General features: G+C 57.5%; 8 protein-coding genes and 1 other RNA gene. 3 read left to right on the top strand and 6 right to left on the bottom strand.

Annotated features, from left to right (window positions below; genetic code table 11):
- Positions 1-104: non-coding RNA, RtT sRNA (locus ABLV11_RS14995), on the top strand; the annotation flags it as partial.
- A gap of 180 nt (positions 105-284) precedes the next feature.
- Here ABLV11_RS14995 and narI read toward each other — a convergent pair.
- The 5 genes from narI to ABLV11_RS14970 all read right to left on the bottom strand — a co-directional run bounded on the left by narI (position 285) and on the right by ABLV11_RS14970 (position 8,728).
- Positions 285-962, bottom strand: coding sequence for a respiratory nitrate reductase subunit gamma (gene narI / locus ABLV11_RS14990; protein WP_004103123.1), 678 nt, complete (start codon positions 960-962; stop codon positions 285-287).
- The gene (gene narJ / locus ABLV11_RS14985; protein WP_004103124.1) at positions 962-1,672 is read right to left on the bottom strand and encodes a nitrate reductase molybdenum cofactor assembly chaperone; all 711 of its coding nucleotides are present in this window, start codon (positions 1,670-1,672) and stop codon (positions 962-964) included. Before narJ ends, narI begins: the two co-directional genes overlap by 1 nt.
- Positions 1,669-3,204, bottom strand: coding sequence for a nitrate reductase subunit beta (gene narH, locus ABLV11_RS14980; RefSeq protein WP_126489250.1), 1,536 nt, complete (start codon positions 3,202-3,204; stop codon positions 1,669-1,671). The genes narJ and narH overlap by 4 nt, the downstream gene beginning before the upstream one ends.
- Positions 3,201-6,944, bottom strand: coding sequence for a nitrate reductase subunit alpha (locus ABLV11_RS14975; protein WP_126489251.1), 3,744 nt, complete (start codon positions 6,942-6,944; stop codon positions 3,201-3,203). The genes narH and ABLV11_RS14975 overlap by 4 nt, the downstream gene beginning before the upstream one ends.
- Before the next feature lie 395 nt (positions 6,945-7,339).
- A complete protein-coding gene (locus ABLV11_RS14970) occupies positions 7,340-8,728 on the bottom strand; it encodes a NarK family nitrate/nitrite MFS transporter (RefSeq protein WP_004103127.1) in 1,389 nt (462 codons plus the stop codon).
- Between the two features lie 311 nt (positions 8,729-9,039).
- Here ABLV11_RS14970 and narX point away from each other — a divergent pair, with 311 nt between their 5' ends.
- Entirely contained in the window at positions 9,040-10,818 is a 1,779-nt protein-coding gene (gene narX, locus ABLV11_RS14965) for a nitrate/nitrite two-component system sensor histidine kinase NarX (protein WP_017145677.1), read from the top strand.
- A 10-nt stretch (positions 10,819-10,828) separates the two neighbouring features.
- The gene (gene narL, locus ABLV11_RS14960) at positions 10,829-11,479 is read left to right on the top strand and encodes a two-component system response regulator NarL (protein WP_004103129.1); all 651 of its coding nucleotides are present in this window, start codon (positions 10,829-10,831) and stop codon (positions 11,477-11,479) included.
- On the opposite strand, the gene ABLV11_RS14955 is transcribed toward narL, so the two are convergent.
- Positions 11,476-12,855 carry a YchO/YchP family invasin gene (locus ABLV11_RS14955; RefSeq protein WP_004103131.1) on the bottom strand — a complete coding sequence of 460 codons (1,380 nt, stop codon included), beginning with the start codon at positions 12,853-12,855 and terminating at the stop codon, positions 11,476-11,478. The two genes, narL and ABLV11_RS14955, sit on opposite strands and share 4 nt — an antisense overlap.
- Positions 12,856-12,939 lie beyond the last annotated feature (84 nt).

Raw genomic sequence — 12,939 nt, 5'->3', positions numbered from 1 at the left:
GCTTCGATTAAGGTTCGAGTCGAGCGTCAGCGAGACAACGTTGCCGCAGGCAACGACCCGAAGGGTGAGGAGCGAAGCGACGAATAATCCTTCCCCCACCGCCATCACTTCTCTGCAGTACCTCAGCAAAATCAAATAATCAAAACCGTCTTAGTTAGCTCTTTTATTGCTCCAGAACTGATTCTGTATTTCTGCCATATATGCCCCGGCAGCGCTACGCCGGGAGCAGACCGCACCAATGAAAAACCCTGCCGCAGCAGGGTTGAGCTTTACACGAAATAGAATCAGCGACGGGCGCGAACAATCTGGTATTTGCGCGTCAAGTACTCGACCGGCGCGCTCCAGATATGCACCAGACGGGAGAACGGGAACAGCACAAACAGCGTCATCCCCAGCACCAGATGCACGCGGAAAATAAACGCCACGCCGTCCAGATGCTGCGAAGCCCCGCCGTGGAAGGTCACCACCGACTGCGCCCAGCCCACCAGCTTCATCATTTCGCTACCGTCCATATGCTGAGCGGAGAACGGAATAGTCAGCAGACCCAGAGCGCACTGTACCATCAGCAGGGAGAGGATCAGAATATCCGCTCCGGTGGTGGTGGCGCGCACGCGGGGGCTCAGCAGACGGCGTTTCAGCAACAGTAGCCCGCCCACCAGCGTCATGACGCCGCAGGCGCCGCCCGCGATCATCGCCATCTTCTGCTTCACGTCAACCGGCAGGAATGACTCGTACATCCAGTGCGGCGTCAGCATGCCGAGAAAATGACCGGCAAAAATTCCCAGAATACCGATATGGAACAGGTTCGAGGCCAGATTCATCCCTTTACGGTCCAGCATCTGGCTGGAGGCCGCACGCCAGGTGTACTGCCCATAGTCGTAACGTAGCCAGCTGCCGACCAGAAATACCGTCCCGGCGATATACGGATAGATGTCAAAGAAGAACATATTCAGGAAGTGCATTAGTGCTGTCCTCCGTTAGAGATATTCAAATATTGCGGGGCAACGGCTCCGGCAAAACGACGCTGGTGAGCGGAGATCTCCGACTCGCCGCAGCCCTGATCGGCAAAGAATTTCACCTGTTCTTCTTCCCAGACGGCGTCCAGCGCCTGCGGCGTATCGTCGCGGGCCTCATCGGCGATTTTTTCCGCCACTTTCTGGCTATCTACCTGGGCGTTTGCCAGCTTGAGCAGCAGCTCAAACAGTACCGCGTAGCGGCTATCGCGCTGCTGCAGGCGAGCGCTCAGTAGACCGAGAATCGGCGCAACGTCCTGCAATCCGCCGCGCGCTTCCGCCTCCGGCAGCTGCGCCAGATACTCAAGATACAGCGGGAGATGATCCGGCAATTCGCGACTATCCAGCTGCAGACCGTGGCGTTCATACTGCGCCATCAGGTCGACCATCGCCTGGCCGCGATCGCGGGATTCGCCGTGCACGTGCTCAAACAGCAGCAGCGAGGTCGCACGGCCGCGATCGAACAGCTCACTGTAGCGAGACTGCGCGTCCAGCACATCCTGGGCGGTCAGGTCGCGCAGGAAAACGCTCAGCTTATGGGCATCCTCCGGCGCGAGCTTTTCCGAAGAGGCAATAGCGTCGAACAGCTCCTGCTGGTGCTGCCATAAGGCAGCGTCAGGGTACTCAAGAAGGCGCGACACAATGACGAGTTCAATCATGGGTGCGGCTCCGTTTTGCTGGTGACGTCGATAGCATCGATACGGCGGCTGTTGAACAGATTAAACTGGCTGTCAGAACCGTGGCAGCCGTCACCGAAGGTGAAGCCGCAACCGTTTTTCTCCGGGAAAGCATCGCGGGCCTGCTCGCGATGGCTGCTCGGCACCACGAAACGGTCTTCGTAGTTGGCGATAGCCAGATAGCGATACATCTCCTGCGCCTGGGCTTCAGTGAGGCCAACCTCTTCCAGCGCCCGGGTATCCAGTACGCCGTCTACGGTCTCCGCGCGTTTGAAGTGGCGCATCGCCAGCATGCGTTTCAGCGCCAGCAGCACCGGCTGGGTATCGCCCGCGGTTAGCAGGTTTGCCAGATACTGAACCGGGATACGCAGGCTTTCGACGTCCGGCAGAATACCGTTGCTGCCCAGTTCACCCGCATCGGCGGCTGACTGAATCGGCGACAGAGGCGGCACGTACCAGACCATAGGCAAGGTGCGATATTCCGGATGCAGCGGCAGCGCCAGCTTCCAGTCCATCGCCATTTTGTACACCGGCGACTGCTGGGCGGCTTCGATAACCCCCTGCGGCACGCCGTCCTTCAGCGCCTGCTCAATCACTTTCGGGTCGTTCGGGTTGAGGAACACGTCCAGCTGACGCTGATACAGGTCTTTCTCATTCTCCGTGCTGGCGGCATTTTCAATCGCGTCCGCGTCATACAGCAGCACGCCGAGGTAGCGAATACGCCCCACGCAGGTTTCCGAACAGACGGTCGGCATCCCGGATTCGATACGCGGGTAGCAGAAAATGCACTTCTCTGATTTGCCGCTCTTCCAGTTGAAATAGATTTTCTTGTACGGGCAACCGGTGATGCACATGCGCCAGCCGCGGCACTTGTCCTGGTCGATCAGCACGATGCCGTCTTCTTCACGTTTATAGATCGCGCCGCTCGGGCAGGTCGCGACGCACGCCGGGTTCAGACAGTGTTCGCACAGGCGCGGCAGATACATCATAAAGGTGTTTTCGAACTGGCCGTACATCGCCTTCTGCATGTTTTCGAAGTTCTGGTCTTTGGCGCGTTTTTCAAATTCGCCGCCCAGAATCTCTTCCCAGTTCGGACCGCTGGTGATTTTATCCATCCGCTGGCCGGTGATCAGCGAGCGCGGGCGAGCGATCGGCTGATGTTTGCTTTCCGGCGCGTTGTGCAGATTCTGGTAGTCGTAATCAAAGGGCTCGTAGTAGTCGTCGATGCCCGGCAAATGCGGGTTAGCAAAGATTTTACCCAGCAGCATCGCGCGGTTGCCCATGCGCGGCTGCAGCTTGCTATTGATCTTACGGATCCAGCCGCCCTTCCACTTTTCCTGATTCTCCCAGTCGTTCGGGAAACCAACGCCCGGCTTACTTTCAACGTTGTTGAACCACGCGTACTCCATACCCTCGCGGCTGGTCCAGACGTTTTTACAGGTGACTGAACAGGTATGACAGCCGATGCACTTATCGAGATTCAGCACCATGCCGACTTGTGAACGAATTTTCATTTTACGCTCTCCTGTACCTGGTCGTTACCTTCGCCATCTAACCAGTTAATATTCTTCATCTTACGTACCACCACGAACTCGTCGCGGTTAGACCCTACCGTGCCGTAGTAGTTAAAGCCGTAGGCCAGCTGCGCATAGCCGCCGATCATATGGGTCGGCTTTGGCGTAATACGAGTCACGGAGTTGTGAATCCCCCCGCGCTGTTCGGTGATCTCAGAACCCGGCAGGTTTACGATACGTTCCTGCGCGTGGTACATCATGGTCATCCCGGCCGGTACGCGCTGGCTTACCACCGCGCGGGCGGTCAACGCGCCGTTGCTGTTAAACACTTCGATCCAGTCGTTATCTTCGATCCCCAGATCTTTGGCGTCCGCTTCGCTCATCCAGACAATCGGCCCGCCGCGCGACAGCGTCAGCATCAGCAGGTTGTCGCTATAGGTGGAGTGGATCCCCCACTTCTGGTGCGGCGTCAGGAAGTTCAATGCCTTCTCCGGGTTGCCGTTGGATTTCGCGCCCATCACCGTTTTCACGGAGCGGGTGTCGATTGGCGGACGATAAACCAGCAGGCTTTCGCCAAAATCACGCATCCACTGGTGATCCTGATACAGCTGCTGGCGGCCGGAAAGCGTGCGCCACGGGATCAGTTCGTGAACGTTGGTGTAGCCGGCGTTATAGGAAACGTGCTCATCTTCGAGTCCGGACCAGGTCGGGCTGGAGATAATTTTGCGCGGCTGGGCCTGAATATCGCGGAAGCGGATTTTTTCCTCTTCTTTATTCGTCGCCAGGTGCGTATGGTCGCGACCGGTAAATTCGCTGAGCGCCGCCCAGGCTTTAACCGCCACGTGGCCGTTAGTTTCCGGCGCCAGGGTCAGAATCATCTCTGCCGCATCAATGGCGGTGTTAAGCATCGGCTGGCCTTTCGCCGGGCCGTCCGCTTTGGTGTAGTTGAGCTTGCGCAGCAGATCCATCTCGCTCTGGGTATTCCAGGCGATGCCTTTACCGCCGTTGCCGATTTTCTCCATCAGCGGGCCGATAGAGGTAAAGCGTTCGTATGTCGCCGGATAATCGCGCTCGACGGTCAGAATATGCGGCGCGGTTTTCCCTGGAATCAGGTCGCATTCGCCTTTTTTCCAGTCCTTAACGTCCAGCGGCTGCGCCAGTTCGGCGGCGGAGTCGTGCTGGATAGGCAGCGTTACCACGTCGGTTTCCTGACCCAGATGACCCACGCACACTTCGGAGAACTTTTTCGCGATATCTTTGTAGATATCCCAGTCGCTTTTCGATTCCCAGGCCGGGTCGACGGCGGCAGACAGCGGATGAATAAACGGATGCATATCCGAGGTATTCATGTCGTCTTTTTCATACCAGGTAGCGGTCGGCAGCACGATGTCGGAGTAGAGGCAGGTACTCGACAGACGGAAGTCGAGGGTCACCACCAGATCCAGCTTGCCGTCGAGACCGTTATCTTTCCACTCCACTTCTTCCGGCTTCACGCCGCCCTGCTTGCCGAGATCTTTGCCCTGAATACCGTTTTCCGTACCCAGCAGGTACTTCAGCATGTACTCGTGGCCTTTACCCGAGGAGCCCAGCAGGTTGGAACGCCAGATAAACAGGTTGCGCGGATGGTTTTTACCGTTTTCCGGCTGCTCTGCGGCAAAGCGAATGGAACCCTCTTTCAGCGATTTGACGGTGTAATCGACCGGCGTCATGCCCGCTTTTTTTGCCGCTTGCGCAATACGCAGCGGGTTGGTGCCCAGCTGCGGCGCCGACGGAAGCCAGCCCATACGCTCGGCGCGCACGTTGAAATCAATCAGGTGGCCGCTGTAGCGGGATTTATCCGCTAACGGCGACAGCAGTTCCTGCGCGGTCACGGTTTCATAGCGCCACTGGCTGGAGTGGTTATAGAAGTACGATGTACTGTTCATATGTCGCGCAGGGCGCTGCCAGTCAAGAGCAAACGCCAGCGGCTGCCAGCCGGTCTGCGGACGCAGTTTTTCCTGGCCGACATAGTGCGCCCAGCCGCCGCCGCTCTGACCAACGCAGCCGCAGAAGATCAGCATATTGATAAGACCGCGATAGTTCATATCGAGGTGGAACCAGTGGTTCAGACCGGCGCCGACGATGATCATCGAACGGCCGTGGGTCTTATCGGCGTTATCGGCAAACTCCCGCGCGGTGCGGATAATATGCGCCCGGGAAACGCCGGTGATTTTCTCCGCCCATGCCGGGGTATACGCTTTGAGGTCATCGTAGCTGCTGGCGCAGTTTTCATCGCCGAGTCCGCGATCCAGGCCGTAGTTCGCCATGGTCAGGTCGTAGACGGTGGTGACCAGCACGGTAGAACCGTCGGCCTTCTGCAGGCGTTTTACCGGCAGTTTGTGCAGCAGCACGTTTTCCAGCTCGACTTTATTAAAGTGCTCGGTACCTTCGCCGCCAAAATAGGGGAAGCCGACGTTAGCGATATCGTCGTGGCCGCCCAGCAGGCTCAGGCGTAGCTCGACATCTTCGCCGGTTTTACCGTCGCGCTGTTCAAGATTCCATTTACCTTTGTCGCCCCAGCGGAAACCGATAGAACCGTTCGGTACGGTGATTTCGCCCTTCTCATCAAAGGCGACGGTTTTCCATTCCGGATTTGTTTCCTGACCTAATGCATCCACCAGATCAGCTGCGCGCAGCATGCGGCCTGCGGCGTAATAGCCATCGCGTTCTTCGAGCATCACCAGCATCGGCATGTCGGTGTAGCGGCGCACGTAATCGGTAAAGTACTGGCTTGGTTTGTCGAGGTGGAACTCGCGCAGCATGACGTGGCCCATCGCCAGCGCCATCGCCGCATCGGTACCCTGCTTCGGCGCCAGCCACAGATCGCAAAGCTTGGCGATTTCGGCGTAGTCAGGGGTGATAGCAACGGTTTTAGTGCCCTTATAGCGAACTTCGGTGAAGAAGTGGGCATCCGGGGTACGGGTCTGCGGTACGTTGGATCCCCAGGCAATGATATAGCTGGAGTTGTACCAGTCGGCAGATTCCGGTACGTCGGTCTGCTCGCCCCAGGTCTGCGGTGATGCAGGCGGCAGGTCGCAGTACCAGTCGTAGAAGCTCAGGCAGGTCCCGCCGATCAGCGACAGATAGCGCGCGCCGGAGGCATAGGAGACCATCGACATCGCCGGGATGGGCGAGAAGCCGGCTACGCGGTCCGGGCCGTAGGTTTTGACGGTATAGACGTTAGAGGCGGCAATCAGCTCGTTCACCTCTTGCCAGGATGAACGCACGAAACCGCCGCGGCCGCGCGCCTGCTTGAAGCTTTTCGCTTTATCAGTGTCTTCAATTATCGAGGCCCATGCGTCAACCGGATCGCTGTGCTGTACTTTCGCTTCACGCCACATTTTCATCAGGCGTTTGCGCATCAGCGGGTACTTCAGGCGATTAGCGCTGTAAAGATACCAGGAGTAGCTGGCGCCGCGCGGGCAGCCGCGAGGCTCGTGGTTTGGCATATCCGGACGGGTGCGCGGATAGTCGGTCTGCTGGGTTTCCCAGGTGACAAGACCATTTTTGACATAAATCTTCCAGCTGCATGAGCCGGTGCAGTTGACACCGTGGGTGGAGCGCACAATTTTGTCATGCTGCCAACGTTGACGGTATCCATCCTCCCAGTCCCGGTTGGTTTTTAGAAGCTGGCCGTGCCCATCGGCAAAGGTTTCACCCTTCTGTTTGAAGTAGCGAAACCGGTCCAGGAATTTACTCATCGGGTTTCTCCTGTGTGGAGCCTGACGGCTCTCTGATAAATCGACATTGCTGGATTTGCAGCGAAGGTAACGCTATGAAAGAGGGAGAGAATTGATAACGATCAAGACGATAGGGCTTATAAAAGCCGCTCCGGAAGCCTGATACCACCAAAGTAGTATTTATTTCTATTTTATATCTATATGATTTACATAGCAATTAAGCTAAAAAGCTTGCAAAGGCCAGGGTTTTGCCATTCGCCATGGTATTAAGGGGTAGATGCTTATGCCGCTATTTTATTTGTGACTCCGGACTGCTTTTAAAATAATCCTCAACGATTAGCATGTTGTAACTAAATAATAAATAAAAAAAGGGCGCAACGATATTTGCGCCCTTTGCAGAAACTCACCAGAAAATATTATTTCTGCTTGCGTCCGTAGATTGCCCAGGTAATCACCACGCAGGCGATATAGAACACCAGGAATACCTTCATTGCTCCGGCCGGCGAGCCGGTCAAATCCAGCGAGATACCAAACGCTTTTGGAATAAAGAAGCCGCCAATGGCGCCAATCGCTGAAATAAAGCCCAGCGCCGCCGCCGTATCGGTCGCCGCTTCACGCATGGCCTGCGCTTCGCTGCCGCCCTGCGCCTTGACGCGATCCATCGTCATTTTACGGAAGATAACCGAGATCATCTGGAAAGTAGACGCGCTCCCCAGACCAGCGGTCAGGAACAGCACCATAAATACCGCGAAGAAGGCAATAAAGTTACCGCCCTCGCCGTGGGTCGGCAGCGTCAGGAACAACAGGCCGCAGAAGATAGCCATGACCACAAAGTTCACCAGCGTCACGCGAGTCCCGCCGAGTCGGTCGGAGATCGCCCCGCCGGTCGAGCGTGCCAGTGCGCCGATAAACGGCCCGAAGAACGCATAGTGCAGAATCTGCACATCCGGGAACTGGGTCTTGGACAGCATGGCGAAGCCCGCCGAGAAGCCGATAAACGAGCCGAAGGTGGCAAGATAGAGCAGCGCCATAATCCACAGATGCGCGCGCTTCAGTACCGGCAGCTGCTCGCTCAGCGACGCCTTCGATGCCGACAGGTCGTTCATGAAGAACCACGCCGCCAGGGTGAAGATAATCAGGAACGGCACCCAGATCCACGCGGCGTTTTCCAGATATAGCATGGAACCATCCGGCTGTTCGCTGCCGGTACCGCCAAAGACGGCGAAAATAGACAGGGATACCACCAGAGGAGCAACCAGCTGCATCACGCTGACGCCCATATTACCGAGGCCGCCGTTGATACCCAGCGCGCCGCCCTGCTTCTGTTTCGGGAAGAAGAAGCTGATGTTAGCCATACTGGAAGCAAAGTTCGCCCCCGCAAAGCCGCACAGCAGAGAGATGATCACGAAAACGCTGAAAGGCGTAGAGGTATCCTGCACCGCGAAGCCTAACCATACGCAGGGTACGATCATGATCCCGGTACTGAACGCAGTCCAGCGACGACCGCCGAACAGCGGCACCATAAACGCGTAAGGCACGCGCAGCAGCGCGCCGGACAGCGCCGGGAGCGCGGTCAGCATAAACAACTGGTCGGTAGTAAACTGAAAGCCGACTTTATTGAGGTTGACGGCAACGGCGCTGAACAACATCCAGACGCAGAATGCCAGTAAAAGACACGGAACGGAGATCCACAGATTGCGGCTGGCGACGCGATGACCGCGCTGCTGCCAGAATTCAGGATCTTCAGGACGCCAGTCGCTAATGACTGAGCTGTTAGTCTTCTCCGGGATTGAAGAGTGACTCATAGACACCTCTGATGATTCATATTAACCCTGGCTACCTTATGGGTTACAGGCGGCGGTAAGTTGATATAAATCAAAGGAAAAGTTGGCGCTAATTTGGCTAAAAAAAATTCATCACCCGAAGTGAGTAGCTATTTCTGTGCAAAAAAGTGTGGTTTTTCACGCCAGTGCCGGGATTACCTCAACGCCTGCCACCAGCTCATCGCAGGCTGACAATTAAGGGGTAATCCTTTGGGGGTATGGGTATACTCCAGGGGATGTCCGAGAATAAGCGCCACTCCCGGATAATTTGCCGGTCAGGAGCCCCATATCCCATGTTGAAACGACTTTTTACGCCGCTGACGCTGGTTAATCAACTCGCGCTGATCGTTCTGTTGGCCACGATCATCGGCGTCGCCGGAATGGCGATCTCTTCCCGCCTGGTGCATGGCGTTCAGGGCAGCGCGCATGCCATTAATAAAGCCGGTTCGCTGCGCATGCAGAGCTATCGCCTGCTGGCGGCGATACCGCTGACCGACAGCGATCAAAAGCTGCTGGATGAAATGACGGCAACCGTCTTTAGCCCGGAACTGCAGTACGCCGCTCGCCATGACGATCAGCAGCGGCAGCTCCAGGCGCTGCAGCACTACTGGCAGCTGGAGCTGGCGCCGGGAATGCGCAAAGCGCAAAATCAGGCCTCGGTCGCGACGGATGTCGCCGGCTTTGTCGACCGCATTGACCAGCTGGTTACCGCTTTCGATCACACCACCGAGGAGCGGATTAAACACGTTGTCTGGATCCAGCGCATCATGGCCGTGGGGATGGCGCTGCTGCTGGTATTTACCATCGTCTGGCTGCGCGCCCGCCTGTTACGTCCGTGGAAACAGCTGCTCGGTATGGCCCGAGCGGTGAGCCGACGTGATTTCACCCAGCGGGCGCAGATTAGCGGGCGCAACGAGATGGCGACGCTCGGCATGGCGCTGAACAACATGTCCAAAGAGCTGGCGGAGAGCTATTCGGTGCTTGAACGCCGGGTGCAGGAAAAAACCGCCGGCCTGGAGCAAAAAAACGAGATCCTCGCCTTTCTGTGGCAGGCCAACCGCCGCCTGCACTCGAACGCACCGCTCTGTGAACGCATTTCACCCGTTCTTAATGGTTTACAGGGACTGACCCTGCTGCGCGATATTGAAGTTCGCGTCTACGACCTTGAAGACGAAGACAACCATCAGGAGTTTTCCTGCCACTCCGATATTCAGTGCGACGACAGGGGCTGTTATCTTTGTCCCCGCGACCTGCCTCCGCTGCCTGATACCGGCACCACTTTAAAATGGCGGCTGTCGGATGCCCATAATCAGTACGGTATTTTACTGGCCACCCTGCCCGCCGGGCGTCATCTGAGCCACGATCAGCAGCAGCTGGTTGACACGCTGGTGGAACAACTTACCGGCACCCTCGCTCTCGATCGTCATCAGGAGCGCCAGCAGCAGCTAATCGTCATGGAGGAGCGCGCCACTATCGCCCGCGAGCTCCACGACTCCATCGCCCAGTCGCTCTCCTGTATGAAAATGCAGGTTAGCTGCCTGCAAATGCAGGGCGATGACCTGCCGGAAGCGAGCCGCCAGCTGCTGGGGCAAATCCGTAATGAACTGAATACCTCCTGGGCTCAGCTGCGCGAACTGCTGACGACCTTCCGGCTACAGCTCACCGAGCCGGGACTACGTCCGGCGCTGGAGGCCAGCTGCCAGGAATACAGCGCCCACTTCGGTTTTACGGTACGCCTGGACTATCAGCTGCCGCCGCGTTTTGTGCCGTCGCATCAGGCCATCCATCTGCTGCAAATCGCCCGGGAAGCGCTCAGCAACGCGCTGAAGCACGCCAATGCCACCGATGTCAGCGTTACCGTGGCGTTGCGGGACAATCAGGTCCGTCTGACGGTGGCCGATAACGGTCGCGGCGTACCGGACCATGCGGAGCGCAGCAACCACTACGGCCTGATTATCATGCGCGATCGCGCTCAGAGCCTGCGCGGGGACTGCCAGGTTCGGCGCCGGGAAACCGGCGGTACCGAAGTGGTGGTCACTTTTATCCCTGAAAAATCGTTTTCAATCCAATAAGGAGAACTCCATGAGTCAACAGGAACGGGCAACCATCCTTCTCATCGACGATCACCCGATGCTGCGCACCGGCGTCAAACAGCTGATCAGCATGGCCCCGGATATCCAGGTTATCGGCGAAGCCAGCAACGGCGAGCAAGGTATTGCGATGGCGGAATCATTGGATCCTGATTTGATTCTGCTGGATCTCAATATGCCGGGCATGAACGGTCTGGAAACGCTCGACAAGCTGCGCGAGAAGTCGCTGTCCGGCCGCGTGGTGGTGTTTAGCGTCTCCAATCATGAAGAAGACGTGGTGACCGCGCTGAAACGCGGCGCCGACGGCTACCTGCTGAAGGATATGGAGCCGGAAGATTTGCTGAAAGCGCTACAGCAGGCGGCGGCAGGCGAAATGGTGCTCAGCGAAGCGTTAACCCCGGTGCTGGCTGCCAGCCTGCGCGCTAATCGCGCTACCTCAGACCGCGACATCAGCCAGCTAACCCCGCGCGAGCGCGATATTCTCAAGCTGATTGCCCAGGGCCTGCCGAACAAAATGATCGCCCGCCGTCTGGATATCACCGAAAGTACCGTTAAAGTGCACGTCAAACATATGTTGAAGAAAATGAAGCTGAAATCGCGCGTGGAAGCGGCGGTTTGGGTCCATCAGGAGCGCGTATTCTAGGGCAGATGCTGCCACGAAACGCCATCGGCCGGTACGCGTACCAACGGCTCAGTCAGCGCCAGTGCGATCTCATTGGATGAGACGCGCTGACCCGTTTTATCCTCCACCACCAGCGAAAGATGCCAGCGGTTGCTTGCCCCGGCTTCGCTGTTCCAGCGCGGCATAATCACGGTCCAGCCGTCCGTACTGTTGGCCTCTATCGGCGAGGTCAGGCTCAGCGCCTGGGTATCGCCCTGCCAGCTTAGCGACTTAATTCCGTGCAGGCTACGAATCTGTAGTTTCAGCTGCACCGTCTCCCCGGGCTGAAGATCCCAGGGCGGCGTCGCCAGATAAACCGACAGCGTTTTGCGCTGGCGATATTCAACCACCGGCAGATTATCGCGTTCCGGGCTATCGTAGCGGCTGCCGCGAAGCGATCGGCTAACGGCGACTTCATCGGCCGCCAGCTGCTGTTTCAGAGGAACGCCAAAACGATAGTTCAGCTTTAACCCAATATCGTTTTGGCTGACGCCGCTCTCGCCCTGCTTATGTTTGGCGGTCACCGTGACCAGCGGAACGGGGGTGTAATTCAGCCCCACCGACACCGCGACCGGATTGTGATAGCCGGTGCCCGAATGGAACAGGTCAACGCTATCGCCGAAGTACTGCTCCACGCTCACGCTGGTATTAATGTGCTGATAAAACGGCAGCCGCGCCTGAGCGGTCACATCGTAGCCGCTCGCCATACGCTGCTGCTGAGTCAGGCTACTCCCCTGCTGCCAGCCGCCGAGCGGCTGGTAGTAGTTAGCCGACAGGCGCAGCGATTCGCCCCAGGCTTCAGCCCCGACGCTGCCGCGCGCCATGCGCTCATCAAGCACTTTATCGTAGAAGGAGTTGTAGCCCAGCAGCCAGGAGCCCATCCGCCAGCGCTGGCCGAGGCCGACGTTGCCGACCAGACCGTTATCCCGCTGGGTGACCGAGTACTGGTTCCAGGTGAGATAGTCGCCGTTATCCTGCAGAGGAACAAACCAGCTCCCCTTGCTGCCGGTAAAATTGCCCTCTTTATCGACCAGCAAATCGACGTTGGCGTTGCCCCACGGCGAAAGCCAGCTTTCCAGCTGGTGGCTGACTTCGTTGCCCAGCCGGCTCATGGCAAATACACGCGCCTGTTCGCCGGTTGTCAGCCCATTATCGCTCATGCTGGCTTCGCCAAATTTTTTCGCCATCTCGGCAAAATGTTTTGCGTCGTCATCGACCTGCGGCGCCAGGCCAAGGTCGGGTAAGCTTTCAGGGCCTCTGGAAAAGGCCTGAGTATCCTGCAGCGCGCGGGCGGGAGCGCCTGTCAGCAGCAGGAGAAGCGGTAAATAAGGGGTTATACGGAACGACAAGGAGCTCAAATCGGTTACGTCTACTCATAAAGTGATGGCGGCAAAAGTTAAGTTTATCGTTTTTTACCCGCCCTGGCAGCCTCCCGCACGATT

The organism is Klebsiella sp. GW_Kp181, from assembly GCF_040062315.1.
Classification (GTDB): Bacteria; Pseudomonadota; Gammaproteobacteria; order Enterobacterales; family Enterobacteriaceae; genus Klebsiella; species Klebsiella oxytoca.
This window is presented reverse-complemented; position numbering and strand designations above follow the sequence as displayed.

What these genes read in the sequence shown, in the direction of transcription:
- ABLV11_RS14975 (WP_126489251.1), bottom strand. Translation starts at nt 6,944, where the DNA reads ATGAGTAAATTCCTGGACCGGTTTCGCTACTTCAAACAGAAGGGTGAA.
- narX (WP_017145677.1), top strand. Translation starts at nt 9,040, where the DNA reads ATGTTGAAACGACTTTTTACGCCGCTGACGCTGGTTAATCAACTCGCG.
- narH (WP_126489250.1), bottom strand. Translation starts at nt 3,204, where the DNA reads ATGAAAATTCGTTCACAAGTCGGCATGGTGCTGAATCTCGATAAGTGC.
- narL (WP_004103129.1), top strand. Translation starts at nt 10,829, where the DNA reads ATGAGTCAACAGGAACGGGCAACCATCCTTCTCATCGACGATCACCCG.
- narJ (WP_004103124.1), bottom strand. Translation starts at nt 1,672, where the DNA reads ATGATTGAACTCGTCATTGTGTCGCGCCTTCTTGAGTACCCTGACGCT.
- narI (WP_004103123.1), bottom strand. Translation starts at nt 962, where the DNA reads ATGCACTTCCTGAATATGTTCTTCTTTGACATCTATCCGTATATCGCC.
- ABLV11_RS14970 (WP_004103127.1), bottom strand. Translation starts at nt 8,728, where the DNA reads ATGAGTCACTCTTCAATCCCGGAGAAGACTAACAGCTCAGTCATTAGC.